Raw genomic sequence first — 26,224 nt, forward strand, 5'->3', positions numbered from 1 at the left:
GCGCTAACTTATGAGCAATCAATACAATTCAGATGCCATCGAAGTACTAAATGGATTGGAGCCGGTAAAACGCCGCCCGGGTATGTATACCGACACAACCCGTCCAAATCATCTTAGCCAAGAAGTCATCGACAACAGCGTCGATGAGGCTCTCGCCGGCCATGCTACCAGTATTAAAGTTGTGCTTTATGAGGATCAGTCACTCGAAGTCATCGATGATGGTCGCGGCATGCCGGTAGATATCCACCCAGAAGAGAAAATATCGGGTGTCGAACTAATTATGACCAAGCTACATGCTGGCGGAAAATTTTCTAACAAAAATTATGAGTATTCTGGCGGTTTGCACGGCGTCGGCTTGTCGGTCGTAAATGCTTTATCTACGCGAGTTGAAGTATCGGTTAGGCGTGGCGGAGAAGTGCATCAAATCGCCTTTGCCAATGGAGATAAGCTTGAGGAGTTAGAAGTCGTCGATACTTGCGGTAAGCGTAATACGGGTACTCGCGTGCGCTTTTGGCCAGACCCTAGTTATTTCGATACCGCAAAATTCTCGGTGACAAAGTTACTTCATGTACTAAGAGCTAAAGCCGTGTTATGTCCGGGTTTGCGTATTCGCTTTGAAGACAAAGTTAGTAAAGAAAGTCATGAGTGGTTTTACGAAGATGGTCTGCGTGATTATTTATATCAGGCAGTCAAAGACTACGAAACATTACCTTATGATGCACCTTTTGTTGGGCAATACTCTGGTAATGGTGAGGCCGCAGATTGGGCATTGATGTGGTTGCCGGACGGCGGTGATATGATCACTGAAAGCTACGTTAACTTGATCCCTACCGCGCAGGGCGGTACACATGTCAATGGACTGCGTCAGGGCCTACTAGACGCGATGCGTGAGTTTTGTGAATTTAGGAATTTACTGCCTCGGGGTATTAAGATTACTGCCGAAGATATCTGGGATAGGTGTTGTTATATTTTATCGACTAAAATGCACGACCCGCAGTTTGCAGGACAAACAAAAGAACGACTTTCTTCTCGCCAAGCATCAGCATTTGTTTCAGGTGTGGTAAAAGATGCGTTTAGCTTATGGCTAAATCAGCACACAGACGTGGCCGATCTACTTGCTGAAATGTGCATCAACAATGCTCAAAAACGCTTAAAAGCCAGTAAAAAAGTAGCGCGCAAAAAGGTCACTCAAGGTCCTGCACTGCCGGGAAAACTTACCGACTGCTCTACACAAGACAATGCACGATCAGAGCTCTTTTTGGTGGAAGGTGATTCGGCCGGTGGTTCTGCAAAACAGGCGAGAGATAGAGAGTTTCAGGCTATTATGCCGCTGCGCGGTAAAATTCTGAATAGTTGGGAAGTTGATTCATCACAAGTATTAGCTTCGCAAGAAATCCATGATATCTCAGTTGCTTTAGGTATTGACCCTGATTCTGATGATTTGAGTGGCCTACGCTATGGCAAAATCTGCATCCTCGCAGACGCAGATTCGGATGGTTTACATATAGCCACCTTGCTTTGCGCTCTGTTTGTTAAACATTTCAGAACCTTAGTTGATCAAGGCCATGTTTATGTGGCAATGCCGCCGCTTTTCAGGATAGACGTTGGTAAAGAAGTGTTTTACGCTTTAGATGAGTCTGAAAGACAAGGGATACTAGACCGTATCGAAGCAGAAAAAAAACGCGGCAAAGTGAATGTGCAACGCTTTAAAGGTCTTGGTGAAATGAATCCTCTGCAGTTGCGAGAGACAACCATGGACCCCAATACAAGAAGGTTGGTGCAGTTAACTAGCTACGACAGTGAAAATATGCTTGAAATGATGGATATGTTGCTTGCTAAAAAGCGCTCTCCTGACCGCAAAGCGTGGCTAGAAAGTAAAGGTAACTTAGTCGTTGTGGAGTAATGCAGCAGATACTGTTGTACACTCCTTACTATCTTAAATTTATGCCGCCCTATCATAGGCCGGCCTTAAATGGCTGAAAGATCAAAGTAATGATGACAGATGTGCGTGTGCAAACGCAGTCAAAAGCGAACGATATTGTTTTTCGGCAAACTAAGATTGAAATCATTGGCAGCATTCTCGCTGCAAGTATTATTGTGCTTTGGTTGTACCCAGTAGCAGACTTTTCGTCAATCGCTATTTGGTATTCGGTGTTTTTTGTGGTGTTATTGGCGCTCTGGCCGTTAAGCGTTTTTTACGCTAAATACAAGACCACTAAGTCCCCTCGATATTGGTCAAACATCATTGTTGCTATGCGATTTACCACCGGTTGCACCTATGCGGCTGGTTTGATTACCTTGTTTCCAATTGGTATTCCTGAGTATTTAGTATCCTTGGTGTTGTTTATTGTTGTGCTCAGTGCTGGTGCGATGGTTTCTTTTATCACTAGTTTTCGAAGCATTATTTGCTTTTTTTTGCCAATATTTGTTGTACCAAGTCTATACATAATCATCGGCGGGGGGCGAAGCGGAATTGTGCTAGGCATAGGCACGCTTTTATATGGTTTGGTCATAATTACGCTAACGAGATCAATTAACCAAGCTTTTATGCGGTCTATTTCGTTAAATATAGAAAATCAAATTGAAATTAAAAAACGCAAAGCAGTGGAGCTGGCGCTACAAAAACTAACCCAGCGCGATGCGCTTACGGGTTTGTATAACCGAGGTTATTTCAATGAAACCCTCATTTCAGAAATTAGTCGAGCCAATCGGCAAGATCTTCCCTTAGCCTTAATCATGATTGATATAGACTGCTTTAAACAATACAACGATCAATATGGACATGTGCTGGGTGATGAATGTTTAATCATTGTGGCACAGTTGATCAAGCAGGTGTTTTCACGTCAGTCTGATTTTGTTGCTAGATACGGCGGCGAAGAATTTGCCGTGATCCTCCCTGATACGAATGTGCATAGTGCGATGGCCTTATGCCATAGTTTGGTAAACAAATTACAGCAACAAGAGATTGCTCACGACGCTACAAATGTTAGCGGTGTATCTCGTGTAACCTTGAGTATTGGTTTGGCGTCGTGTGGTGTTAATAAGTCGCCGAAATATACTGCTTTTATTAATCAAGCTGACAGCGCAATGTATCGAGCAAAGAAACAGGGCCGAAATCAAATCTGCTTGCATGACAAAGAAGATAATCTCAGCTACTTAACCTAATGCGCTTAAAGCCCATGGATGCAGACAGATACTTTTGTTTAGTGCTATCATCGGTCACCATTTAGTGCAGCTAAAAACCTCTATTTAACGAATGCGAAAAACACTTACCTATTTAGCCTTAATTGTGGTTACCGTTGGCTTATTACTAACGGTTTTACTTTTAGATACTTCCGCCAAAGTGCAGGTATCTTCGAGTGAACAGGTTGACAAAGCCGACAGTATTAATGCGCTGTTAGAGCAGGCACGGCTGATCATTCGCGAGCGTAAAGACCCTCATCAAATCAGCATCAACCCTGCACAGGCGCATAGTCTTGCAGGATTTTTGCAGCGAGCTAGAGGCCAAGCGCAAGTAGATGTTGCGTTCGCAACTGATTCGGCATCTTTACAAATAAGTTATTTTTTAGGCAGAATCACCACAGATTTATATGTGAATGTAGAAGTCAGGTTTTTGTCAGCGCAAGGTTTATTGGTCGATAAGGTGCAAATTGGCAGTGTTTCGATTCCCGGAGATTGGTCATTGGCCATAGCTGAATATTTGGTCAATCGTCATACACAGTCGAAAGTTGCGACTAGCGCTATTGAATGGATCAGCAAAGTCGATATTTCAGAGCAACGCATATTATTAGATTTAGCGCCATCGGAGAATCTGCTAGAAGCCTTAAAAGAAGTGAAAGGGGCCCCTGAAGATCAGCGTACTCAGTTGGTAAATCGACAAATTGTTCATTATCTGCAATTTTTAGATAGCTTACCGCGCAGTCAACAAGTGCAATCGAACACTTCACTGGCATATTATTTGTCAAAGCTTATGCAAGAAGCATCAAAACAGCTAGAGCCTAAAGATGCCGCCCTTCAAAACGAAGCCGCGATTATGGCGCTTGCAATATATGCTGGGAATTATCGATTTTCACGCTTAGTAGGAGAGTTAAGTATTGCCGTAGCAGATATGCCGACCAGCTCTCACGCTGCGGTGTTAGGTGGTAGAGAAGACTTAAGTCTGCATTTTATTTACTCTGCCGCTATCAAATTACTGTCTGAGCAAGGTTTCAGTATTGCTGTGGGCGAGTTCAAGGAGCTAATGGACCGCGGTGCGGGTGGCTCTGGATATAGCTTTACGGATTTGGCCGCCGATTTATCCGGTGCGCATTTTGCTGCATTGGCTGTAGACCCTCTATTTGCTGAACATGTCCAAGGGATTATGGCTCAGGCGCCGCAAGAAACTTTGTTTTTTCCCAGTTTACTCGACCTAGACGAAGGCTTAGACGCAAAGGAATTTACCGATAAATATCAAGCGGTAGATAGCCCTGCTTATCAGCAAACTCTTGAATTAATAAATCGCAGAATTGCCGCCTTGCCGGTGTCACAACTTCAGTGAACACCGCTGCAGTAAATTGCAGTCACATAAGGCTTCAAGGTTCATATCGATGTACCGGTTCACTTCAGTTGGATAGACATTAAAGTGTCGTGAGCTGTCATAAATAATGTTTTTTGGTCGGCCGACAGGGCGCAGTTTGCTGTAGATTTACCGGTTCTAATTTTAGCTAAAAGCTCACCTGATTCAGTAAATAAAAATACGCCTCCCGGTCCGGTCGCAAACAGGTATCCTTTAGTGTGCATTGCAAAGCCGTCGGGTAAGCCTTGCTCTTTAGTTTGTCCAACTAAGTCAGAGACGTCATAAAATACCTGTTTATTTGCCAAGCTGCCATCCTCAGCAATATCGTATTGATACCATTTAGCGTCAGCGCGGTTTGATGCCGCCACGAAAGCTTTCGATTCATCGTTACTCAAAATAATACCATTTGGATAAAGCACGCTATCGTCTTCTAGCGTCAGTTTACCCGCTTTACTTAAGCGATAAATGCCATCAAAGGCAAGCTGTTTGTGCGGGCTATTTCTGCCGCCACTTAGACCATAGGGAGGGTCGGTAAAGTACAGATCGCCACTAGAGTGAAAGACGCCATCGTTAGGACTATTTAAGCGTTTATCTTCATAATGGGAAACCACCGAGGTGTATATTGGCATTGGTGCATCAAGTGGCGCATCCATAACTGATACACGCCGGTCACCGTGCTGCATGATAAGCAATTTTCCTTCGGGATCTAATACTAAGCCATTGGCGCCTTGTTGGGAGTCATCACTGTGTATTCCAGTTGCACCTGATGGTTTCAGGTAGACAGATACACCTTCACTCTCTTTATACTGATATATGATGTTTTGTGGGACATCTGAAAACAGCAGCATGTTTTGTTCAGCGAGCCAAAGAGGCCCTTCTGACCACGAGTACCCCTCTCCTAAAATGTTGAAAACTGCCTCTGGGTCGAGCACGTTTAAGGCTCGCTCATCATATATTTCGATATACGGTGGTGTCTGCAGATCTGCTTCCAGTGAATAAGTGTTAAGCGGTAACATGAGCATCAAAAAAGTAACGAAAATGAATTTAGGGAGCATATTAATTTTTCCTTTAGGCGCGTTCAGTCTAAGTATCTAGTACAAACTTTGCCGCTGAGTGCAATTTCAACATCGTGTTGAATAAGCCATCATATCTGCTCTTACTCTCTCTGAACAGCTTATCACGTATTAGGCGTTTAGGCTTTTCCTAGAAAGGCAGATAAGTGCATGGGGATAGCAGCGCTTGTGCATGATTTATACCGCATCATCGTAATTTTATGTAGAAGACTACACTGCAATTACGCTTCTTTGTCTAAATCACGCACAAACTGCTGCAAAATCATACAGCAAAGATCAANCTAGTATCGCTTCTTATACCTAAGCCACAGTACAAACATAATATATTGTCGAATTAGTGGTGTTCATGTGAGGTTAGTCAAAATGATCAGATCAGCTTATTTGCTCATTGGTTTGATGTTTATGTGCGTTAGTGCTCATGCAAAATTTATTAGCAATGAAAATATCAGCGAGTTAAGTTTGCTAGGACCTGAAGGCTGGGAGTTTTACAACGCTGTGCAGCTTTTTGATGGTGTGACCGACCGCTACACGCCAACACGATTTGCTGCTTATCAAAGAAGCGGAGCAGATTTATCAGATCAACAAGTATTTAATATCCACGTCGCGTTAACTACCGGAGTGAATGTTACTTCCATTTCTTTTTTCAATGATTGGCGCCATCATCTTGGTCAACAGGTACGCTCTATGAATGTTTCTTTGTTAGCAGAGAACAGTCAACTACTTTGGCACGATTCCTTTGACAATTTGCAACAAGGTTCGTGGGATGTCATTAATCTTAGGAATTTTTCGACACCAGTATTGAATGTTAAGCAAATGAGTTTTGATATTACGGGGTTTCAGGGTAATCACTTTGAAATTCGCGAATTATTGGTGGGAACTGCTCCAGATAAACCTAAGTTAAGCACGGTAGATGTTAGCAGTCCAACTATGATCATATTCGTTTCGGTGGTCATGGTCGGATTAATGTTTGCTTGGTCGGAGCGAAAAAGATAATTCAATTACCAACATATAAAAAATTGTGTTCCGCTAGGCTATCGCTCCAATATGGAGCTCTATAAGGTTTTTTTAAATTGCTCCAAGGTGGCGAGTAATAGCCCTAGTTTTTTTACGATAACAGGCAGGTGCTGTTTCTGAGACTCAATGTCAGAATTATCGTCTGATTGCAATAAAGCTACGTCTCCAGCAACCTCCTCGACATAGTCTTTAAAGCGCTTGCTGCGACTATTGAAGGGGGTGTCATCTCCAAAAATCGTTTTAAACTTACCCTTGCCGGATGCTTGCAGTGCATCAAGGGCAGTGTCCGCGTCAATCGCTTTGCGATAAATAATTTGAAGATTTTCGTTTAGCGCGCTGATTACTTTATTCATAACATCCTTTATACGAGCATATGAGTTGCTATCAAGCGCAACTAAAAATTGTTGTGGTGCGGCCGATAAGCATATTGCAGGTAATTGTGCCTGCTTTAGTTGATTGCTACAAGCAGTCATAGGATGAGGCAATGGATATACAGGGTACATCTGGTGTAGCTTTTGCTCTTCAAATTAAATCTGCACAAATGGCAAACAGCCAGCAGAAACAAGAAGGGCAGGCAGTATTGCAACTGCTAGAGGCCGCAGCACCTGCGCCAGCACCGGCAGGTAGTTCGGGCGGCAACATTAACACCTACGCTTAGGCTGAGTTTTGAGGCTGCAATTTTAAATCGATCGGCGTTTTGCCGGGTTGTCCTGCAATTTCTCTAACGAGTTTGGGCACTAAATAGCCCGGTTGACGCTTTATAAGCTCAGCCATCATTATTTTTGCATCGGATTCACTCACATCAAAATGAGAGGCTCCTTTGACTTTGTCTAACATATGTAAATAGTAAGGCAGGATCCCAGCTTCAAACACCGCATTGTTTAGCGCAATTTGAGCATCACTCGTGTGATTAATGCCATTTAACAATACGGCTTGATTCAACAAGGTTATGCCAGCTTGCTTTAGTGCCAAACACTTTTGTTTTAATGCATCGCTGACCTCATTTCCATGATTGATATGTAACACAATAATTTTTTGCTGGGGCAGAGCACCAAACCAACCTAGAAATTCATCGTTGATGCGCTGCGGGATGACCACAGGTAGTCGAGTATGGATTCGAATGCGTTTGATGTGCTCAATCTTACTTATCTGTTGTGCTAGCCAAGCAAGGTGACTGTCCTTTGCCATAAGCGGGTCGCCGCCTGAAAATATAATCTCGTCTAATGCCGTATCTTGGCGAATATAGTCAATTACTTCTAACCACTTTTGTTTACTTACGGCGTTGTCTTGATAGGGAAAATGTCGCCTAAAGCAATAGCGACAGTTTACTGCACAGCCTCCTTTGACAATTAACAACGCTCGGTTTAAATATTTGTGCAAAATACCCGGCAGACTGTTGTTTTGCTCTTGCAGCGGGTCTTCTACAAAATCCAGAGGATTTTCAAACTCTTGCTGGCGCGGAATGACTTGTTGTAAAAGTGGGTCATGCCAGTCGCCAGGCGCCATTAAATCGGCAAATGGACGCGGGACGCGCATTGAGAATAAGCGTCTTGCCGAGAAATGTTGGCTATATTTTTGGGCATCAATACTTAAATATTCAAGCAGTGATTCTGGCGTTGTAAAAGACTTTGCTAATTCTTTTTGCCAGTTCATCTCTACAGGAATGATTTTTTTAGGTATTATCAGCATGTTGATGGTTTTCCAGTGTAAGGATCAGAGGAAGTAATGGCTAATTTCAGTACTAACGAGTTTAAAGCAGGTCTTAAAATCATGCTAGATGGGGAACCTTGTTCTATTCTAGAAAATGAATATGTAAAGCCGGGCAAAGGGCAGGCGTTTAATCGTGTTCGCATCCGTAAACTCATTCAGGGTAAAGTGTTAGAAAAAACCTTCCGCTCTGGTGAGACGGTTGAGGGCGCTGACGTAGTTGATACGACTCTTGCATATTTGTATACCGACGGTGAATTCTGGCATTTTATGAACAATGAGACCTTTGAGCAAATAGCAGCTGATGCTAAAGCCATTGGTGACAATGTAAAATGGTTAGTAGAAAACGACGAATGTACGCTAACGCTATGGAATGGTAGCCCAATAGTGGTCACGCCACCTAATTTTGTTGAGCTTGAGATTGTCGAAACTGACCCAGGTCTAAAGGGCGATACAGCCGGCACCGGCGGAAAACCAGCCACATTGAGCACCGGAGCGGTGGTTCGAGTGCCTCTGTTTGTGCAAACCGGAGAGATCATAAAAGTCGATACCCGCAGTGGTGAATACGCCTCCCGCGCTCAAAAGTAAAACATGATGGATTGGCAACCCTCTGCCAAATTAGAAACGCTGCGCAAACGCGCAGCGATTTTATCAACTATTCGCAGGTTCTTTACAACACGCAAAGTACTTGAAGTAGAAACGCCAGCTTTAAGTGCCGGCACGGTCACTGATGTCCACTTAGAAGCATTGCAAACACAACACCCCTCCAACGGCCATTTTGATGCCATGGCTCTATATCTGCAAACATCGCCTGAGTATGCTATGAAGCGAATGCTAGCGGCTGGCTATCCTGACATTTTTCAGATTTGTAAGTGTTTTAGGGAAGACGAAGTCGGAACCTTGCATAATCCAGAATTTACGATGCTAGAGTGGTATCGAAGGGACTTCGCTATGCAAAATCTTATTGATGAAGTGGGAGAACTGTTGATAGAAGTCTTAGGTGTAAAGACCATCGAGCAATGTAGCTATCAAAAAGTATTCGTCGATCACTTGCAGCTAGATCCATTTGCAACATCAATTGACGAGCTATTGGCGATTTCAGCGCAAAAGGGTTTGTCAGATTATGCCGAGCAGCTAGTAAAACAAGGCTATCGAGACACGGTATTATTTGATGCCTTGCTGCAAGTATTGTTCTCCCAAGAAATAGAGCCCCGAATTGGTCAGTATGTACCAGTATGCATTAGTCATTTCCCACACTCTCAAGCAGCATTAGCAAAGCTAGAGCCTGAGTCTAACACCGCTCTTCGATTTGAGTTTTATTACAAAGGTGTAGAGCTAGCAAATGGTTTTGAGGAACTCAGTGACCCCAACATTCAGGCAGTGCGATTTGAGCAAGATAATGAGCAGCGTAGTAAGCTAGGCAAGCCTGCCAAGCCAATTGACTTTCGGTTTATGAATGCCTTAAGGGCTGGCTTACCCAATTGTTCAGGCGTCGCTATGGGCATCGACCGATTGATTATGTTGGCATTAGATTGTGAGAGTATTTCTGAGGTGATCAGTTTTGATATCCAGCGCGCCTAAAAGCTGGGGTTTTGATGGTAATGATATGCAAAAAGATAGCTTGGAAACCTGGATAAAGGCTACCCAAAACAAAGTACTTATTGCCGGCTACGGTAGTTTACTCTCAAAAAGCAGTCGCGAACGTCATAGCAATATCTATTTGCCTACTCTAGCAGCGCGAATTTCTGGCTGGCAGCGCGCTTGGGTAACGCGATCAAACCAAGAAAAGCAAACCTATGTTGGTGCCTTTAGAGATAAGCAATCCTCTATCACCGTTCAGCTTATCCCTACTGAAATTGACCCTAAGCTGCGGGTACGAGAACAAGACTATCGATTTGTGCAGGTCAACCCTCAAGATATTTTCAATCTAGAATGTTTTACGGGGCACCCTGGGCTGATTCAAACTATACACACAGTGCCCATTTATATGTGTGAAACCTTAGAAGTTGTGGAGCCTGACAGGGAGCATCCTGTTAATTTTAGCTATATTGCAACTTGCTTGGCAGGCGCAGAAGAAGCAGACCCCGAGGCGGGGATTGCATCTTTTTTAGCTCGTACTTACGGCTGGCAAAAAGAGCTTATTCATCTGGATGTAAACAAAGCTAAGTATCCTAGAGCCGCAAAAACGTCAAAACAACAACGGCAGAATTATCTCGCTAAGCTAGATAATCACTTTGAAAGTCTAAAATAAGTTTAGCTACGCAAAGCTTAAAAAGCGCTGCTACTTGCCCGAAGATGGTGCATTGCATAGTCATTTAGTCACTTAGTCGCTATGCAATGCATCAATAGGACTAAGTTTAGACGCTTTTATAGCAGGAAAGACCCCAAAGCCTACGCCCACAATCATGCAGATACTGAGTGACAAAAATATTGCCGGTATCGACCAGCTTACCGCCCATCCCGAATATGACCCAATAATTTCTGAGAGCGCTAAACCAAAGACTATTCCTAGCATGCCGCCAAGCACTGAAATCGCGAAGCTTTCGGCTAAAAATTGTTGCCTAATATCCTCTTGAGTGGCACCGACGGCTCTAAGTAAGCCGATTTCTTTAGTACGCTCCATGACATTAGCAAGCATGATATTCATGATGCCAATCCCGCCGACCAACAGAGAGATGCCCGCCACGCAAGCCATGACGATGTTAAAAATTTGCTGAGTCTGCTTTTGTTGCTCTAGCAGAGCCGCTGGGATAATCAGCATATAGTCATCTAAACCACCGTGGCGTAATTTAATTAAATTATCGATGGCCTTTGCTGCAACGACAGGGTCTGTACCCTTCGCGATGTTTAACTTAATACTGTCGAGTTCACTGGCTAAGATGTCGCTGGCAAACTTTTGCACACTCACGCTTAAGGGAACAAAAATACGATAACGGTCACCGCCAATTTGCACGCCTTGGAATTCGTTTTTTGTACCAGCAGGTGGCTCTAATATGCCAACAACCTGAAGCCATACATGATTGACCTTTACGTATTCACCGAGCATTTTTTTTGGCGTAAAATCAGCGCCGGGAAAAAGTTCTCTTGCAGCGTCAGCGCCTAAAACGGCAAGTTGCGCCAGTTGGTTGTCGTCATCTTGATTTAAAAAGCGCCCGGCAGCTAACTGCATATTGGCGTTTGAAAAGTAGCTTACCGTAACGCCCAGCGTTTGTGCTTGGCTTTTGTTGTAGTCACTGTATGTATCGTATATGTCAACGTTTTTCGACGCGCTGTAGCCTTCTACAAACGGCAGAGTAGCCATGGCAGCTTTCACATCGCCCATATTCAAACCGAGGCTTTCTTCACGTATTTCTGATAGTTGTGCTTTTTCGTAGGTTTTTGCATTTACAATGATATTGTTTACACCCATCGAATCGATAAGTTTCAGTGCCTCATTCTCTGCCCCTTCACCGATGTTAAGCATGGCGATAACCGAACCTACGCCAAAAATCATCCCCAGCATGGTCAAAAAAGTACGGAGTTTTTGCGCTAGTAACTCGTTTATCGCATTTTGCAACAGAGCCAAATATTTAGTCATTGTTAGCTTCCTTGCACTTGAGTTGGCTCAGGCAAACTTAAGGCAATCACATCACCATCTGTTAGACCCTCAGTAATTTCCACCACGTATAAATTCTTTCGCCCACTGGACACCAGACGCTTAGTGAAACGATTGCCATTCTTTAGATAGACATAGGTGCTTCCATCATCAAAATACAATGCTTGCAGCGGCACAACCAGTTTATCACTGGGTGATTTAACTTCTATTTTGGCACTCAGCTTTCGACCCGGTTGCATCATCCGTTTGTCTTGTTCAAGTAAGGAGACAACAATTTCAAAGTATGTGACAGGATTGCCCCGTTCGATGCTTCTAGGAAATCCTGAAACATTGACAACTTCACCATTAAATAGGGTGTCAGGGAATGCATCCAAACGAATCTCTACAGCTTGTCCTTGCGCTAAATCTATCGCGTCGTTAGCTTGCACAAACAGTGCTGCCTGCATGTCATCTAGATTAGGGATTTGTGCAATGGGTCTGCCAGGGAATACTGTTTGTCCAATCGCGGGTTTTTCTCCTCGGCGATCTTTCTCATATACAAGCAAGCCGGAAAAAGGCGAAATCACTTCCAGACTAGACAATGCCTGTTGATGCTGATTAAACTTTGTTTCGACACCGGTTTTACGAATATCTAATACCGCCATTTCATTGTTATGTTGCTCTACGATGCTGGTCTCTTTCCACGTTAAGAAGTCGTCCTTCGCTTCCAAAAAGTCTCTATTGGCAAGGGTGTCGATAATTTCCAATTGTGAATATATGCGCAGGTCATCGATAGCAAAACGGTCTGTAAAGTCAAATTCATATTTAACAAAGCTTTGGTCTGAATCGATATCTTGTTTGGCTTGGTTTTGCTGAGCATTACTTTTTACGATATCTTGCTGAAGCAGCATCAGTTCAAGCTCTTCCTCGCGGCTGTCTTTAAGAATTTGCTGTGCGTCAAAGCGGGCGATGATATCTCCTTTTTGAACAATGGAGTTCTCATCTTTAAGCCATGAGATAGTCATAGGCCTGCGCCCGGGCGTCATAATTTTTTGGGATTGCGAAGCTTGGATTTCGCCAAAGCCTGCTACCTCGATAGAAAATGGAGTCTTCGTTACGGTAAAAAGCGGAATAGAACTTTGCTCATCTTGCGCGCAGCCGAGAAGCAAAAAGGCAATAGCGAGCATCGCAAAGGAAGCTTTCATATTAGCTCCTCTATAATATCAACTGTAGCTTTCATACCTGGGCGCATTATATTCATATCGAGCTCATCTAAGGTAACCCATGCGTCAAATACCATCTTTTGATTAGTGCTTGATTTATTCCGGTAAGATTTGCCAAGCTCCGAGATTGTGCCTGAAAACGGCCGCTCAGGAAACGCATCCAAGGTGATTCTAACGGCGTTGCCTAGCACTATATCGGGTGTAAATGACTCGTCAAATTCCACCTTCACTGCAATTTTATCGAGCGCAGGTAAAGATATTAATAGGCTTCCCATAAATACGGTATCGCCAATGGCCGGCTTTTCATCATCACTGTTTGGCACTAGCACTACCATGCCTTCCTTGGGCGCTTTTATTTCCAACTTTTTAATATTCTCATTGAGCTCGTCGACTTTCGATTGAGCTTTGGATATTCGGGCTTGCTGCACTTGTTCATTTATTTGCATCGCAATTTTGTGTTGTGCGACACGCTGTATGGCCTGTTGATGCAACTCGGTAGTGATACGCAGTTCGGCTTGCTGCTTGCGCCTCTCGATATCTGAACGAGAGACATCAGTTATAGCTACTTTACGTGTGGCTATGTCCATATCCTTTTTTGCTTCGGCCAAATCGAGGTTATATTGTTCGAGCGTAGCCTCGTTTTCGAGTTTCTTTTGTTCGCTTTCTTTAATGGCAGCATCAAGTTCGCTGCGACGACTCACAAGATTGTTTCGTAAACTTTCACCATCAAACTTAACTAACAAATCCCCAGCTTTTACGAGGGTATTTTCTCGCGCAATGTATTCTATTTTGTATTCCCACATGCGTCGAATACTGGGAGGCGTGATGCCTATTTCTTGCAAAGATACCAGTTCTGCAGGTGCCGAGATGAGTGCCTCACTGCCGCTTTTCGCAGCTGTTTTCGCAGGCTTTTCATCGCTGCAGGCAGTCAATAAAATCGCTGCCGCTATAATTGACGAAACAATAAGTTTAGACATTTTTTCCACCTGCCTTGTCGACTAAAATACGCACGCTCATCCCTGGTAATAAATTGACCTCAGGGGCCGTCTCAAATGTCACTATTGCGGGGAAATAAGCACTTTTACTCCACAGTGCTTTGCGCTCGCTTTGTTTCGATAAGTTGCTAATGATCCCTCTATATTTTTTGTTAGGATAGGCATCAAGCGTGATTTCTACAGCGGTGTTTTCGTCCAAACCAACAGCATCAATTTCGTGAATCCACGTTTCAATTTGAAAGTTACTGGTAGACTGCACGTCTAGGACTTTCCAACTCGCCCTTACATTCATGCCAGCACTGAGCTTTGTGCCAAACCAAGGGTGGATGGCATAGCTAACGGGCCCGGTAACTTGGGCAATTACGTTGAGGTTTGCGAGAATACCTTCTAGATAGCTAATTTGTTCTTTTACCTGCAGAATATTTACTTCTTTTTTAGTCAGTTCTGCGCTTTGTTCGTAAAGGGCGCGCTGCAGAGCTTCCTCAGCCTTCACTTGCTCTAGCATGGTGCGCTGCAACTCTAGTTCGAATTGACCTTTTTCGAGAGCGGCAACTTGTGAGCTTGGCACCGATGCTTCGATAGTTGCTTTTTCAACGCGCATTTTAGCAACCGTAAGGCGCCCGCGAGCGTCGATGACCTTTTGTTCTTGTTGGACTTTTAACTGCTCTAACTCAAGCACGAGGCGATCTAAATTTTCTTCATTTGAAGTCAGTTCAGCCTGTTCTGCTGCGCCATCAAACACAACTACCGAATTTCCTTGCTCAACAATTTTACCTTCTTGTTCCATCCATTGAATTTGTAATTGCCATCGACTGCCTTGCGGGGCATTGACAATTTGTTTTGTCGATGAACTTATTTGACCGGTTAATAACAAGTCGTTTTTCGCCATTGCGGAGCTGTTAAATAACAACATACTCAGCAGCGAGAGAGCGCTAAGACATTTTGTGTAGTCAACTTGAGACCTTATGATATTCATCTATGTCTTTCCTATTGTTGCCTTAACTAATTATTTTGCCATCTTTCATACGAATCGTGCGTTGGGCGTATTCGGCAATGTCATCCTCGTGAGTAACCATAACAATGGTTTGCCCTGAAATATGGAGCTCCGTTAGTAAATCCATGATCTCTTTAGACGTTTGGCTGTCTAAGTTGCCGGTGGGCTCATCAGCTAGGATAACGCTAGGCCGGTTAATCAACGCGCGCGCAATGGCCACACGCTGGCGTTGCCCACCGGACATTTCGTTGGGCCGATGATGCTTGCGGTGTGTTAAACCTACTCTATCAATTAAGGCTAAAGCACGATTATTGGCGTCTTCTATTTCGACGTTTGAATATCGAAGTGGCAATTTAACGTTCTCAATAACGTTGAGCTTTGGCAGCAAATGAAAAGTTTGAAAGATAAATCCGATATGTTCATTTCTGATTTTAGAGAGTTCATCATCGCTTAGGCTGGCAACATCTTTAGCGTCTAAGACGTATTTACCTGACGACGGCGTATCGAGGCAACCCAACACATTCATCAGAGTAGACTTTCCGCTGCCAGAGCTACCCATAATTGCTACAAATTCATTTTTATGAATAGTTAAGGACACACCATCAATGGCTGTGACTATTTCCTCACCATTTTGGAACTGTTTTTTTATTGAATGGAGTTCAATCATTTTTTCTGTTGTGTCCGCAATAGTCTAGGGCAGCAGTAATAATTGCTTAGCTTACTGCATTATTGACTAGTTTTTAACTTTAGTATGAAAAAAACCTGCTATGGTTTATTACGCAACGCTTTTGTTATGTAAATCATTTGCATGTTAAAACCTTAAAAGGGAACCTTGATAGTTCCCTTTTAAGGTTGCAAGCAAGAAGCTTGTTTTTATTAATGCTACTGAACCGCAGTATGCAAAGCACTCGCCTATTTACTTATTGAAACTCTATTGTGGAGTGCGCAAAATCATTAGTTTGATCTCGGTCATATCGGCGATGGCGTAACGAATACCCTCGCGTCCTAACCCTGACTCTTTTACACCGCCATATGGCATATTATCAACACGCCAACTTGGCACATCACCAATTACAACGCCGCCCACCTCTAACTCATCCCACGCTTTATGTGCTTTGTAAATATCACGAGTGAAAACGCCTGCTTGCAAGCCGAATTGACTGTCATTGACACGGGCAAGCGCGTCATCAAAATCATCAAAGGCGCTGATCACCGAGACAGGGCCAAAGGCTTCATCGGCATTGACCTCGCATTCTCGTGGCACATTTTCTAAAACAGTGGCTTCTAGCATCGCTCCGTCTAAATTACCGCCGCATAGCATATTCGCGCCTGCGGCCACCGCGTTATCAATCCATCCCTTTAAACGTTTGGCTTCGCCTTCAGAGATCATCGGGCCAATGAAGGTGTTTTCATCAAGTGGGTCGCCGTGCACTAAGGCCTTCACTTTAGCGACATACTGCTGCTTAAATTCATCATACAAAGATTGATGTACTAATACTCTTTGAACACTAATACAGCTTTGACCCGACTGATAGTAAGCACCAAATATAATGCGAGTAATGGCATCTTCTAGATCAGTGTCGGCATCGACAATACAGGCAGCATTGCCCCCGAGCTCTAAAATGACGGGTTTTTTCCCAGCTTTGGCTTTCAGCTGCCAGCCCACGTCAGGCGAACCAGTGAAGCTCAAGAGTTTGAAGCGGTCGTCGGTAGTGAATAGGTCAGCACCATCTCGACTGCATGGCAAAATTGAAAATGCCCCTTCGGGTAAGTCGGTTTCTGCCAAAATCTCACCAATAATTAAGGCGCCAATAGGGGTGCGGCTAGCAGGTTTCAGCACAAACGCACACCCTGCAGCAATAGCGGGTGCCACCTTATGAGCAGCCAAATTTAATGGAAAGTTAAACGGCGATATAAATGAGCAAGGACCAATCGGAACATGTTTATACATACCAGTGTAGCCTTTTGCCCGCTCAGTGATTTCTAAATTCATTACCTCACCGTTAATTCGCACAGATTCTTCAGCTGCGATTTTAAAGGTGTCGATTAAGCGCGTCACTTCGCCTCTTGCATCTTTAATGGGTTTGCCCGCTTCTATACAAAGTGAATAGGCCAGTTCGTCAAAGCGCTTTTTGAAGCCTTCAACGCAATGCTCGAGAATTTTCTGACGTTGGTAAGGCGCCATTTTATTGAGTGCTGGCTGAGCTTTTTCAGCAGCTGCTATGGCTTGATCTATCACTCTAGCATCGGCTAATGCAACTTTTGTCGCCACTTCTTGGGTGTATTTGTTAGTAACATCAAGATCTTCGTTTGCATAAACGGCCTTGTTCGCTAAATAGTACGGATAAGATTTTGCTAACATGTTGCCTCCTTAAAGCTTAGCGCTGAGTTCACGAATGGTTTTATTCAAGGTTTCATCATTCAAACTATAGTCGATAGGCACATCAATTAAGTGCACAGCCGGTTCGGCCAAACAGTCTTTGATCTGTTGATTGAGTTGGTCTGCGGCAGACACTCTCCAACCTTTGCCGCCATAGCTTTCAATGTATTTCACAAAGTCTGGGTTTTGATAATCAAGACCGTAGTTATCAAAGCCCATATTGCTTTGCTTCCATTTGATCATGCCATAGGCGTCATCGCGCAGAATTATAATTACAATATGCAGCTTTAGTCTTACCGCAGTTTCGACTTCTTGGCTGTTCATCATAAAACCGCCGTCACCACACACCGTGATAACCGGTTTATCAGGATGCACGAGTTTAGCGGCCATCGCCGAGGGCAAGCCTGCGCCCATTGTAGCGAGGGCGTTGTCTAACAATAAAGTGTTTGGAAAATATGCAGGGTAGTTCCGTGCAAACCAAATTTTATAAACACCGTTATCAAGAGTAACGATGCCGTCTTTTGGCATTGCCGAGCGAACCTCCTTTACCACTCGTTCAGGTAACATGGGAAAGCGATCGTCGAGTTCGGCAGCACAACGATGCTTAAAGTATGCCTCATGGACATCATCATAAAAATCTAATTTCCAATGACTTTGCGGCACAATCGCTTCATTGATTTGCCAAATACTGTTGGCAATATCGCCCACCACTTCTAGTTGCGGAAAGTATACTGGGTCGACTGCTGCGGTTTCAAAGTTGATATGCATGACTTGTTGGCCACCAACATGCATAAAGAAAGGCGGTTTTTCTACAACGTCGTGCCCTACATTGATGATTAAGTCTGCTCTCTCAATGGCGCGATGCACAAAATCACCTGAGGACAGCGCAGTGTTACCCATAAATAACTTATGACCCTCGTTGATAACGCCTTTACCCATTTGCGTGGTGATAAAAGGGATACCGGTTTTGTCTACAAACTGTCCGAGCATTTTGGCCGTGAGTTTGCGATTGGCGCCTGCGCCAATAAGCAACACCGGTGACTTGGCTTTTTGAATCATGTCAATAGCGGCATTAATGGCTTTGTATTCTGCGATTGGACGGCGTACGACGCTAGCTTTTAATAAGGGAGCGGAAGTTTTTTCAGCAGCGATATCTTCAGGTAGTTCAATATGGGTGGCGCCCGGACGTTCTTCACTGGCTAATCTAAAGGCTTCTCTTACGACCGATGGGATACGGTCGCCGCTTACCACTTGTGTGGTGTATTTGGTGATTGGACGCATCATGTCTACAACATCAATGACCTGAAAACGACCTTGCTTACTGGTTTTAATAGGCTTTTGACCGGTGATCATTAAGATTGGCATCGCGCCCAGTTGTGCGTAAGCCGCAGGCGTAACCAAGTTTGTTGCACCAGGGCCCAGAGTCGATAAGCATACGCCAACCTTACCAGTGAGCCTGCCATAGGTCGCCGCCATAAAACCTGCGCCTTGTTCATGACGCGTGAGAATGAGCTTGATGTTGGAGTTACGTAATGATTCGAGTAGGTCGAGGTTTTCTTCTCCGGGGATACCGAATATGTACTCTACACCTTCAGCTTCAAGAGCTTTGATCATTAAATCGGATGCTTTCATCTGTCTTCCTATATTCACTGTTATATCGCTTCAAATTTTACCTACTGCATATAATCTAAAGTAATAGATGAGAAGCGCTATTCCATTCATTGAACATACTACACTAACAAAAGACAGCCAAGTTTGCCTTATCAATATATAAGACTTAATCTAGAATTATTGTATTAGGCTATTTTTAGAGTACCAGCAAAAGCAGGCGACTCATATCAACTCGCCATAAATGACTACTTGGTTATTTATCTTTTTTTATGGGTTTTACTGGTTTAATAAGCGGCCAAAATAACTGCTCGGCCCATTCAGCTTTACGCATGCCTTCTACGCCATAGCTGTGGGGATATTGGCGGGTGATTTTAGCTGTACCAAACATCATATCCCAAATGAACAGCATATTGCCGTAGTTACCTTTGTAGTTGGTTGCAGGATCATCTTTGCGCAAGCCATGATGGCCACTATGGGTAGATGGTGTCGATATTGTGCGTTCAATTATCCACATCAGCGGGTTAAGCGCGGGAATTTTATATAGGGCGGCATCCCATTTCCACTCTGAGTGAGCACCCATGATAATAGTGAGCTTAGCAACTAAGTAGAATGCATATACCCAGCCTAAACCCAAATAAATAAGTACACCCGATAGCCATAGTGAAGGCATGCACAAGTAGTAGAAAAAGTTATTACGATAAACGATACGAATGCTCATATATTTAGCGTTATGGTGGGCTCGGTGTAATTTATATAATGGTATATAGCTATGACTTAAGCGATGCCACCAATACTGCATCATGTCGTCAAATACTAAGAAGAGTAGAAATTGCAACCAAATTGAGGTGTCGGCTAACGCTCCTTCATATTGCGGGACCAGCAATGAAGCCGCAGCTGCCGCAGTGAAGAGCACTACTGGTTGTGTGAATATGAACAACAAAAGCGTCCCAAGCAGCTCGACGATACCATCGTCTTTCACTTCATGCTGTTTTTTAAATAATTTACTGTGTCTAGCCTCAGCAAGTGCGAAAAACATAAAAACTGCGACGATGGCGTATTGATAATGCATATATATCTCCTGTTTACACCATTAAGGTAGCAGGTGCATAATGGCTGAAAAATATACATCTATATTTTTGATGTGAATTTAGGGTGTTTTTAATAAGGTGATGCAAACAATCGAACAAAAAACCCAGTTACCAGACGAGTTGATGGTCCGTTGTGCAGAGTTTGCGCCAATTTTGGATTATGCAAGTGGTGAAACGATCCAAAACAGAGGTGAATTTAAGCTTGGTTTATCGATTATTTATAAAGGGCAGATAAAAATTGGCAACTTTGGATTGGATGGAGAATATCAGCATACGGTGACACTGCAGCGAGCCGACACTTTTGGCGAATTTACCTTATTTAATCATTTACCAAGAACACATCATGCACAGGCGCTAGGGGATACTCAGCTGATTCAGATGTCGTTGGCGCAGTTTAATAGGTGCGCTGCTGCGCATCCTGAGCTTTATAGTTTTTTACTGCGCTCAATGGGTCTGAAGCTTCATTTGGCGCTGGAGCGATTGGACGATTTGCTCCGATTACCTACCTATATTCGACTAGCTAAAATTCTTCAAGAATATGCGGATCCTTCTGGAAAGGTATCGTTAAAACAATCAGATTTGTCGGAATTACTCGGGGTGACCGTACTTTCTTCGCATAGAGCGCTGCATAAGTTACGTGCACTCGGTTTAGTTAAAACCGTATACGGCGGCGTTATTATTCATCAGCAAGCAGAGTTTAATGTATGGCTAGAGCAACAGCTAAGCTTAGGTAAAATACTTCGAGCTGATAGCTGATATTTAGTCAAAAGTCGGCTCTGGCAGTATCGTAGCCGATATTAATATGATGGGCGTTTTGGGCACATCTTGAAAGCGAATTAGCGGCCGATATTCGGTTTCCACTTGTGCCATGGCGTCTAATACCTCAGTGCCTTCGGTCACATTGGCAAATACCGTATATCCCCATGTACGGCCTGGGTCTAAGTTTTCGTTTTCATCCATATTGAAGAAAAACTGGCGCGTGGCTGAGTGTGGGTCATCTTGGCGAGCCATCGCAACTGAATAATAGTTATTTTTCAGACCATTTCCAGATTCGTTAATAATAGGTTTATTAAGTTTTTTCTCCTTAAATTCAGGTGTATAGCCGCCGCCCTGCACAACGTAATCTGCAATGACACGATGAAATAGCGTGTTGTCGTATTCTTTCGAGCTCACATATTCTAAAAAGTTATTCACCGTAACGGGGGCACGCTTACGATTAAGCTCAAGCACAATATCGCCCATGCTGGTTTCAAACTTTACGAGCGGGTAGAAATTATCAGCTTGAATTTTAGCCCCGGCTTGTTTACTTGGGTCAAACACCTGAGCTTGTGTCAGTTGAGTAATGAGCAATAAAATACTGCCGATGATTGCTAACTTCATGTAATTGATTCCTGTATTAACTTCGCATTGTTTTAACGTGCAAAGTGTGGCTAATTCTCATTGAGTTTAATGGCGCTCAATACCATAAATTTTCGGTTATTTGCTACAAGCTTGCAACCACCAAATAAGCGCTTGAGTTTGTCTGGGTAATTTAGATGGCGATTAGCGACTACCCGTAGCTCACCATGTACTTTTAAGGTGCGCTTTGCATCGACAAACATTTTCCACGCAATCTCGTCAGTAATTACATTTTGCTGATGAAAGGGCGGGTTGCATAACACTAAATCAACCGGTGGCAGTTTCGCTTCAATAAGCGTTTGTAAGCAGTGACTTACTTCAAATTGAGTTTGTTGCTCATAGGCCTCATGGCTTAATGCGTTCTTAGCCGTTAGTTGCGCCGAAGCAATTGCCATAAAGGATTCGTCTACAAAAGTCATATGAGTATCAGGATTGCGCAGCAGCATCGCCACACCGAGTACGCCATTGCCGCAGCCTAGGTCGATGCATCTGCCCTTGAAGTGATTTGGCAAATGTTCTAGCAACAGCCTAGCGCCTATGTCGAGCTGTTCGCGGCAAAAAACATTGGCATGATTGTAAAGGCTAAAACTAATAGCAGGATCATCAACCTTACTCGGAAAAGGCGAACTGCGCGCAATATTTGGATTAAACTGTGCGAATATTAGTCGCGATTTTTTTACCGCCAAAGAGGTTTTTGTTTCGCCGATATACTTTTCAAACAGCTTTAATACATTGCTGGTTACGCTGTTAACTTTTCCGGCGGCGATAAGTGTTGAATGTTCACTGAGAGATGGGCGTAAGTCGATAAGTTGTTGCTCTAATAAAGCCAAGGTTCTCGGAATTTTGATAATCACTAGCTCATAAGTATTCTTTACTAAGTTGCTCGCTTCGGTAAGGGCAAGTGAAGAGCTAAGGTTCACTGGCGGTAGTTTGTTTCGTTCGCAGTTAAGCTTAATACCCGAATGCGCCATGAATGAATCTGAAAATACCTCCGGCGAAAACTCGGCTAAAGGGCAACTGATTGCACCAAAGTCGTCATTGAGTATCGCAATTCGGCTTGGCACCAATAGCTGCTGGTCGTAAAGATAATTGAGTAAATACTCATCGGCGGCATCCCAAGCCTGTAAAGACGAATGTTTGCCTTGAGGCGGAAAGCGCAGCAAGGTAAATTGACGCGAATGAATGGTAAATTCAGTATTGGTGTTCAAGCGCTTACTTTTTCAGTGATACAATGTTGGCAATTGTAGCACTGAGAGACAGGATTTGGTCTAGGCAAATGCAAAAAGCATTATTTGAATCGGAATATCATGACTTAAAAATGCCAGACGCAGAGGTGTGTTTAGTTAAGCAGTGGATAAAACCTGATACCGCGCACAAGCTACTGCATCACTTTAAAGCTCAGTTAGCATGGTCTCAACCAGAAATTACGCTGTTTGGTAAACGCATGAAAGTGCCTCGCCTGCAGGCTTGGTATGGTGACGCGGATGCCGGCTATAGCTACTCAGGTTTAATGATGGAGCCTTTGCCGTGGGAAGACAAACTCTTTAAGCTAAAAGAGTACTGCGAGCAAAGCTGTCAAACTCGGTTTAATTCGGTGCTGGTTAACTTATATCGGGATGGTCAAGACAGTATGGGCATGCATGCTGATAATGAGCCAGAATTAGGCGTGGACCCGGTAATTGCGTCTGTTAGTTTAGGTGCGACGCGTAACTTTGATTTTAAACATAAACAAAGCAGCGAAAAGCGCCGTATTGCGCTTAGCAATGGTTCGCTCCTGATCATGCGTGGCAGCACCCAACAGTATTGGCAACATGGGATCAGCAAAACAAAAAAGGTAGACTCGGAGCGAATCAATTTTACATTTCGCTATGTGCTTCCAGCGTCGAAATAACACAAATTCAAAAGAGATAATATGATTGTACAAACCAACATTGAAACAAAACTTCAAGCAGGCTTAAGCCCTGAGTATTTATTGGTTGAAAATGAGAGCCATATGCATGCAGTGCCTCCCAATTCTGAAACCCATTTTAAAGTAACGATAGTAAGTGCAGGCTTTGATGGAGATCGCTTATTAGCTAGACATCGAAAGGTCAACAAGCTTGTAGCCGATGAGCTTGCAGGGCCTGTTCATGCCTTAGCCCTACACACCTACACACCGCAAGAGTGGGTTAAACAGTTTGGTTCAGTGCCTGAATCGCCTAATTGTTTGGGGGGCGGGAAGGGATAATTAACAGTCGTCAGTTTCAATGAAAAAGACAACGCCGGCATGCACCTTGAGTGTCGCTGGCGTTTTAATATATTTAAGTCTCTCGATTTTGCTTGGCGCTTAAAAGCTCCAAATAAGATTTGCGGAAGCGTTGCGTCCAGCTGCGGTAAATCGGCCTAAGGCTTCATCAGTAGAGCGTCCCCTGACTTCAGATGCAAAATAATACTCCTCATCTGTTAAATTAAATAAACCCACGTTTATGCGCAGCGACTCGTTCACTTGATAATGTCCAATTAAATCTAACAGGGTATGGGCAGGTGCTTGGAAAAACGAAGCCTCGGTATCGGGGTTAATCACCGCATTAGCTTTTTGGGTGTGAGTCAGTGCAAGCTCAGCGCGCCATTTCGCATCGTAATCACCATAGCTAATACCTAATACGCTTTGCGCCGGTAAAATGGAATCTAATTCATTGCCGCTCGATTTATCTTCACTATTTTGATGGCTATATGACAGGCGTACAAGCCAATTTTGTAAGCTAGAAAACTGCTCCCCCACAAACCAAGAGGCCTGTGCGTCAAAACCCGAAATCTCAACCTCATTTAGGTTACGAGCTTGAAACTCGAGGAGGTTACTCTGTGGGTTAAAGCCTACCAAAGCAAGCGATTCGATAAAGTTCTCATATTGATTAAGGTAAGCGCTCACCGACCATTCAAAGACATCAGTATAGGCTCTAAAGCCTATTTCGTGGCTTTTTACGCTTTCAGCTTCTAGCTCAGGATTAGCTAAGGACGTATAGCCGCCAGCAAAATTGGTAAAGCCCACATTAACGTCGTCCATTGGCGGGATCCTAAAGCCTTCAGCATATTGATACCACAGTGAATAGGCGTCGGACAGCCTGTAAACCGCCCCAAATTTTGCTGATAGCTGGCTGTCGTCGTAATTTTCTATCGCCACTCCCGGGTTGGCAGATGCAAATAATGTATCGTTTTCGACATCTAAAGAAAATGTGTCATAGCGTAAGCCCGGGCTAAGAGTAAGGGCACCATCGAGTAAGCTAATTTCATCTTGTAAAAATACCGACCACTCAGTCAAGCTAGAAGGGGGAAAGTCGCGAGCTGGAAACACCGAAAATTCTGGTAGAGTTTGGCCACTAGCATTTACGGTTTGTCCTTCTCTAATGGAAAGGGAATCGGTTTGTTCAAAGCTTGTACCATAGATTAAATAATGACTACCAAAGCCCTCAAGACGGTGGTCAAATTGCAAATACAGGCCACTAATTTGTTGTTCAAATTCACTGTGGCGCTCTCTTGAGCTGATACTTTGAGACGCCAAAGATTGGCGTAGCAGCAAGGTGTCTTGTTCAGAGCGAGAGTCTTGATAAAATCCTAAGACTTGCACACGTGTTAAATGCTGTTGCGTATTACTTGGCTCATAAATATAACGCCCTGAAATTCGTGCGCGCTCTTGCTCATCATCCCCTAAACTACTTAAGGTCAGCACGCCTCTTGATACCATACCTTGTTCTGAAAGTAAGGTAGTGCTAGATTGCTGTTGCATGGCATCAAGTGTGAGCTCTAAGCGATGCTCTTTGCTTGGAGTGAATATTAGCTTTGCCAACGCGTTAGTGCCTTCATTATCTTGTGGGTCTGCGCTTTGACGACTTGGGCCTGTAGTGCTCTTATCTTGGGTATAAAACGATTCAAATTCACTGCCTTGCTGACGCCCTGCGCTTAATAACCATTGCCACTGCTCACCAAGCCCCGCCAACATCGCATTAGTTATAAATTCTCCAGATTGGCTGGCATAACCCGCTTTTACGCGCCCCCTTATGCTTTCGCCCTCGGCCACTAAATCTTTGGGATCTTTACTATGAAAGGCAACCACCCCACCAATTGCATCACTGCCATACAGTGTAGAAGCCGGTCCACGCACAATATCTACTGAGCCTATTAAGTCTATGTCCACAAAGTCGCGCCGAGCAGACAAATTAGGCCCAAAGCTAAACTCATCTGCAATGGGTACCCCATCTAAGAGTATAAGCACTCGGTCACCGTTAATGCCGCGAATGTTAAAACTTGATAAGCCATACCGACCGCTTCCCTCAACACTAACGCCAGGCTCATAGCGCAACATATCGCGTATGTTGGTAGCGGTGATTGCGTCAATTTGTTCACTACTGATGTTGGTCACGCTTGCTGCAATTTCATTTATTTGGCGGGAGGTTCGTGTGCCGCTAATGCTGATAGTTTCAAGACTTTCGGCACCTGCTTCTAGCGCTTCGGCTTTTGCCTTTGTCATCACAGCAGCGCTAGTGCCGCCCATGAGTAACAACGCTAAAAGTAAGGTTTTATGAGTTTTGTATTGTAGGTGCATGCCTGAAGTAGACCTTGGTATTGGGAACATTTT

Annotated in this window: 25 protein-coding genes; 11 read left to right on the plus strand and 14 right to left on the minus strand. The window is 43.9% G+C overall.

Translation table 11 applies throughout. The annotated features are described in order from the left end of the window. The first annotated feature begins 10 nt into the window (after nucleotides 1-10). From parE to AB9H30_RS18285, 3 genes are all read left to right on the plus strand, one after another. Nucleotides 11-1,903: a DNA topoisomerase IV subunit B gene (parE, locus tag AB9H30_RS18275; RefSeq protein WP_371196193.1), complete on the plus strand. Its 1,893-nt coding sequence runs from the start codon at nucleotides 11-13 to the stop codon at nucleotides 1,901-1,903. Between the two features lie 89 nt (nucleotides 1,904-1,992). Then, entirely contained in the window at nucleotides 1,993-3,165 is a 1,173-nt protein-coding gene (locus AB9H30_RS18280) for a GGDEF domain-containing protein (RefSeq protein WP_371196194.1), read from the plus strand. 91 nt (nucleotides 3,166-3,256) lie between these two features. After that, nucleotides 3,257-4,537 (plus strand): hypothetical protein, encoded by a 1,281-nt coding sequence (locus AB9H30_RS18285; protein WP_371196195.1) that lies wholly within the window; start codon nucleotides 3,257-3,259, stop codon nucleotides 4,535-4,537. 59 nt (nucleotides 4,538-4,596) lie between these two features. Here AB9H30_RS18285 and AB9H30_RS18290 read toward each other — a convergent pair whose 3' ends face one another. After that, complete coding sequence (locus AB9H30_RS18290) at nucleotides 4,597-5,610, minus strand: SMP-30/gluconolactonase/LRE family protein (RefSeq protein WP_371196197.1); 1,014 nt, start codon at nucleotides 5,608-5,610, stop codon at nucleotides 4,597-4,599. A 381-nt stretch (nucleotides 5,611-5,991) separates the two neighbouring features. Between AB9H30_RS18290 and AB9H30_RS18295 the strand changes: the two genes are divergently transcribed. Further along, complete coding sequence (locus tag AB9H30_RS18295) at nucleotides 5,992-6,621, plus strand: hypothetical protein (protein ID WP_371196198.1); 630 nt, start codon at nucleotides 5,992-5,994, stop codon at nucleotides 6,619-6,621. Nucleotides 6,622-6,680: 59 nt separating this feature from the next. On the opposite strand, the gene AB9H30_RS18300 is transcribed toward AB9H30_RS18295, so the two are convergent. Next, entirely contained in the window at nucleotides 6,681-6,995 is a 315-nt protein-coding gene (locus tag AB9H30_RS18300; RefSeq protein ID WP_371196200.1) for a hypothetical protein, read from the minus strand. A 131-nt stretch (nucleotides 6,996-7,126) separates the two neighbouring features. Here AB9H30_RS18300 and AB9H30_RS18305 point away from each other — a divergent pair, with 131 nt between their 5' ends. Next, the gene (locus tag AB9H30_RS18305; protein WP_371196202.1) at nucleotides 7,127-7,300 is read left to right on the plus strand and encodes a hypothetical protein; all 174 of its coding nucleotides are present in this window, start codon (nucleotides 7,127-7,129) and stop codon (nucleotides 7,298-7,300) included. On the opposite strand, the gene epmB is transcribed toward AB9H30_RS18305, so the two are convergent. Beyond that, nucleotides 7,297-8,331: an EF-P beta-lysylation protein EpmB gene (gene epmB, locus AB9H30_RS18310; protein ID WP_371196204.1), complete on the minus strand. Its 1,035-nt coding sequence runs from the start codon at nucleotides 8,329-8,331 to the stop codon at nucleotides 7,297-7,299. The two genes, AB9H30_RS18305 and epmB, sit on opposite strands and share 4 nt — an antisense overlap. Nucleotides 8,332-8,367: 36 nt before the next feature. Here epmB and efp point away from each other — a divergent pair, with 36 nt between their 5' ends. Genes efp through AB9H30_RS18325 form a run of 3 tightly spaced genes read left to right on the plus strand, consistent with a single transcriptional unit; the run spans nucleotide 8,368 to nucleotide 10,600 of the window. Then, nucleotides 8,368-8,937 carry an elongation factor P gene (gene efp, locus AB9H30_RS18315; RefSeq protein WP_371196206.1) on the plus strand — a complete coding sequence of 190 codons (570 nt, stop codon included), beginning with the start codon at nucleotides 8,368-8,370 and terminating at the stop codon, nucleotides 8,935-8,937. Between the two features lie 6 nt (nucleotides 8,938-8,943). Beyond that, nucleotides 8,944-9,930 carry an elongation factor P--(R)-beta-lysine ligase gene (epmA, locus tag AB9H30_RS18320; RefSeq protein ID WP_371196250.1) on the plus strand — a complete coding sequence of 329 codons (987 nt, stop codon included), beginning with the start codon at nucleotides 8,944-8,946 and terminating at the stop codon, nucleotides 9,928-9,930. A gap of 25 nt (nucleotides 9,931-9,955) precedes the next feature. Further along, nucleotides 9,956-10,600, plus strand: coding sequence for a gamma-glutamylcyclotransferase family protein (locus AB9H30_RS18325; protein WP_371196208.1), 645 nt, complete (start codon nucleotides 9,956-9,958; stop codon nucleotides 10,598-10,600). A gap of 72 nt (nucleotides 10,601-10,672) precedes the next feature. Here the strand turns inward: AB9H30_RS18325 and AB9H30_RS18330 are convergent, their stop codons facing one another. The 8 genes from AB9H30_RS18330 to AB9H30_RS18365 form a co-directional block, all read right to left on the minus strand. Beyond that, the gene (locus AB9H30_RS18330; protein ID WP_371196210.1) at nucleotides 10,673-11,926 is read right to left on the minus strand and encodes an ABC transporter permease; all 1,254 of its coding nucleotides are present in this window, start codon (nucleotides 11,924-11,926) and stop codon (nucleotides 10,673-10,675) included. 2 nt (nucleotides 11,927-11,928) lie between these two features. Then, nucleotides 11,929-13,128 carry an efflux RND transporter periplasmic adaptor subunit gene (locus tag AB9H30_RS18335; RefSeq protein ID WP_371196212.1) on the minus strand — a complete coding sequence of 400 codons (1,200 nt, stop codon included), beginning with the start codon at nucleotides 13,126-13,128 and terminating at the stop codon, nucleotides 11,929-11,931. Next, nucleotides 13,125-14,123 carry an HlyD family secretion protein gene (locus AB9H30_RS18340; protein WP_371196214.1) on the minus strand — a complete coding sequence of 333 codons (999 nt, stop codon included), beginning with the start codon at nucleotides 14,121-14,123 and terminating at the stop codon, nucleotides 13,125-13,127. Before AB9H30_RS18340 ends, AB9H30_RS18335 begins: the two co-directional genes overlap by 4 nt. Next, nucleotides 14,116-15,117, minus strand: coding sequence for an HlyD family efflux transporter periplasmic adaptor subunit (locus AB9H30_RS18345; RefSeq protein ID WP_371196216.1), 1,002 nt, complete (start codon nucleotides 15,115-15,117; stop codon nucleotides 14,116-14,118). Before AB9H30_RS18345 ends, AB9H30_RS18340 begins: the two co-directional genes overlap by 8 nt. 22 nt (nucleotides 15,118-15,139) lie before the next feature. Further along, nucleotides 15,140-15,802: an ABC transporter ATP-binding protein gene (locus AB9H30_RS18350; protein ID WP_371196218.1), complete on the minus strand. Its 663-nt coding sequence runs from the start codon at nucleotides 15,800-15,802 to the stop codon at nucleotides 15,140-15,142. Between the two features lie 264 nt (nucleotides 15,803-16,066). Continuing rightward, entirely contained in the window at nucleotides 16,067-17,497 is a 1,431-nt protein-coding gene (locus tag AB9H30_RS18355) for an aldehyde dehydrogenase family protein (protein WP_371196220.1), read from the minus strand. A gap of 9 nt (nucleotides 17,498-17,506) precedes the next feature. After that, entirely contained in the window at nucleotides 17,507-19,147 is a 1,641-nt protein-coding gene (locus tag AB9H30_RS18360) for an acetolactate synthase large subunit (RefSeq protein WP_371196221.1), read from the minus strand. A gap of 232 nt (nucleotides 19,148-19,379) precedes the next feature. Further along, nucleotides 19,380-20,195, minus strand: a complete 816-nt coding sequence (locus AB9H30_RS18365; protein WP_371196223.1) for a sterol desaturase family protein — start codon at nucleotides 20,193-20,195, stop codon at nucleotides 19,380-19,382. Between the two features lie 100 nt (nucleotides 20,196-20,295). Between AB9H30_RS18365 and AB9H30_RS18370 the strand changes: the two genes are divergently transcribed. After that, complete coding sequence (locus AB9H30_RS18370; protein ID WP_371196252.1) at nucleotides 20,296-20,970, plus strand: Crp/Fnr family transcriptional regulator; 675 nt, start codon at nucleotides 20,296-20,298, stop codon at nucleotides 20,968-20,970. 3 nt (nucleotides 20,971-20,973) lie between these two features. Here the strand turns inward: AB9H30_RS18370 and AB9H30_RS18375 are convergent, their stop codons facing one another. Together AB9H30_RS18375 and AB9H30_RS18380 are read right to left on the minus strand one after the other, a co-directional pair. Then, on the minus strand, nucleotides 20,974-21,594 hold the full coding sequence (locus tag AB9H30_RS18375) for a peptidylprolyl isomerase (protein ID WP_371196224.1): 621 nt from the start codon (nucleotides 21,592-21,594) through the stop codon (nucleotides 20,974-20,976). Between the two features lie 50 nt (nucleotides 21,595-21,644). Beyond that, entirely contained in the window at nucleotides 21,645-22,820 is a 1,176-nt protein-coding gene (locus AB9H30_RS18380; protein WP_371196226.1) for a methyltransferase, read from the minus strand. Nucleotides 22,821-22,888: 68 nt separating this feature from the next. Here AB9H30_RS18380 and AB9H30_RS18385 point away from each other — a divergent pair, with 68 nt between their 5' ends. Both AB9H30_RS18385 and AB9H30_RS18390 read left to right on the plus strand, forming a co-directional pair. Beyond that, entirely contained in the window at nucleotides 22,889-23,503 is a 615-nt protein-coding gene (locus AB9H30_RS18385) for an alpha-ketoglutarate-dependent dioxygenase AlkB (protein ID WP_371196228.1), read from the plus strand. Between the two features lie 21 nt (nucleotides 23,504-23,524). Next, a complete protein-coding gene (locus AB9H30_RS18390; RefSeq protein WP_371196230.1) occupies nucleotides 23,525-23,839 on the plus strand; it encodes a BolA family protein in 315 nt (104 codons plus the stop codon). 99 nt (nucleotides 23,840-23,938) lie between these two features. Here the strand turns inward: AB9H30_RS18390 and AB9H30_RS18395 are convergent, their stop codons facing one another. Then, a complete protein-coding gene (locus AB9H30_RS18395; protein WP_371196232.1) occupies nucleotides 23,939-26,221 on the minus strand; it encodes a TonB-dependent hemoglobin/transferrin/lactoferrin family receptor in 2,283 nt (760 codons plus the stop codon). Nucleotides 26,222-26,224: the final 3 nt, after the last annotated feature.

It is taken from the genome of Glaciecola sp. SC05 (assembly GCF_041380235.1).
Taxonomy (GTDB): domain Bacteria; phylum Pseudomonadota; class Gammaproteobacteria; order Enterobacterales; family Alteromonadaceae; genus Glaciecola.

Excerpts from the sequence above, each read along its gene's own strand:
- AB9H30_RS18280 (WP_371196194.1), top strand. The coding sequence starts at position 1,993 with ATGATGACAGATGTGCGTGTGCAAACGCAGTCAAAAGCGAACGATATT.
- AB9H30_RS18305 (WP_371196202.1), top strand. The coding sequence starts at position 7,127 with ATGGATATACAGGGTACATCTGGTGTAGCTTTTGCTCTTCAAATTAAA.
- AB9H30_RS18340 (WP_371196214.1), bottom strand. The coding sequence starts at position 14,123 with ATGTCTAAACTTATTGTTTCGTCAATTATAGCGGCAGCGATTTTATTG.
- epmB (WP_371196204.1), bottom strand. The coding sequence starts at position 8,331 with ATGCTGATAATACCTAAAAAAATCATTCCTGTAGAGATGAACTGGCAA.
- AB9H30_RS18390 (WP_371196230.1), top strand. The coding sequence starts at position 23,525 with ATGATTGTACAAACCAACATTGAAACAAAACTTCAAGCAGGCTTAAGC.
- AB9H30_RS18295 (WP_371196198.1), top strand. The coding sequence starts at position 5,992 with ATGATCAGATCAGCTTATTTGCTCATTGGTTTGATGTTTATGTGCGTT.
- AB9H30_RS18335 (WP_371196212.1), bottom strand. The coding sequence starts at position 13,128 with ATGAAAGCTTCCTTTGCGATGCTCGCTATTGCCTTTTTGCTTCTCGGC.
- AB9H30_RS18300 (WP_371196200.1), bottom strand. The coding sequence starts at position 6,995 with ATGAATAAAGTAATCAGCGCGCTAAACGAAAATCTTCAAATTATTTAT.
- parE (WP_371196193.1), top strand. The coding sequence starts at position 11 with ATGAGCAATCAATACAATTCAGATGCCATCGAAGTACTAAATGGATTG.
- AB9H30_RS18355 (WP_371196220.1), bottom strand. The coding sequence starts at position 17,497 with ATGTTAGCAAAATCTTATCCGTACTATTTAGCGAACAAGGCCGTTTAT.
- AB9H30_RS18365 (WP_371196223.1), bottom strand. The coding sequence starts at position 20,195 with ATGCATTATCAATACGCCATCGTCGCAGTTTTTATGTTTTTCGCACTT.
- AB9H30_RS18285 (WP_371196195.1), top strand. The coding sequence starts at position 3,257 with ATGCGAAAAACACTTACCTATTTAGCCTTAATTGTGGTTACCGTTGGC.
- AB9H30_RS18370 (WP_371196252.1), top strand. The coding sequence starts at position 20,296 with ATGCAAACAATCGAACAAAAAACCCAGTTACCAGACGAGTTGATGGTC.
- AB9H30_RS18345 (WP_371196216.1), bottom strand. The coding sequence starts at position 15,117 with ATGAATATCATAAGGTCTCAAGTTGACTACACAAAATGTCTTAGCGCT.
- AB9H30_RS18330 (WP_371196210.1), bottom strand. The coding sequence starts at position 11,926 with ATGACTAAATATTTGGCTCTGTTGCAAAATGCGATAAACGAGTTACTA.
- AB9H30_RS18385 (WP_371196228.1), top strand. The coding sequence starts at position 22,889 with ATGCAAAAAGCATTATTTGAATCGGAATATCATGACTTAAAAATGCCA.
- AB9H30_RS18290 (WP_371196197.1), bottom strand. The coding sequence starts at position 5,610 with ATGCTCCCTAAATTCATTTTCGTTACTTTTTTGATGCTCATGTTACCG.
- efp (WP_371196206.1), top strand. The coding sequence starts at position 8,368 with ATGGCTAATTTCAGTACTAACGAGTTTAAAGCAGGTCTTAAAATCATG.
- AB9H30_RS18350 (WP_371196218.1), bottom strand. The coding sequence starts at position 15,802 with ATGATTGAACTCCATTCAATAAAAAAACAGTTCCAAAATGGTGAGGAA.
- AB9H30_RS18360 (WP_371196221.1), bottom strand. The coding sequence starts at position 19,147 with ATGAAAGCATCCGATTTAATGATCAAAGCTCTTGAAGCTGAAGGTGTA.
- AB9H30_RS18325 (WP_371196208.1), top strand. The coding sequence starts at position 9,956 with ATGCAAAAAGATAGCTTGGAAACCTGGATAAAGGCTACCCAAAACAAA.
- epmA (WP_371196250.1), top strand. The coding sequence starts at position 8,944 with ATGGATTGGCAACCCTCTGCCAAATTAGAAACGCTGCGCAAACGCGCA.
- AB9H30_RS18395 (WP_371196232.1), bottom strand. The coding sequence starts at position 26,221 with ATGTTCCCAATACCAAGGTCTACTTCAGGCATGCACCTACAATACAAA.
- AB9H30_RS18375 (WP_371196224.1), bottom strand. The coding sequence starts at position 21,594 with ATGAAGTTAGCAATCATCGGCAGTATTTTATTGCTCATTACTCAACTG.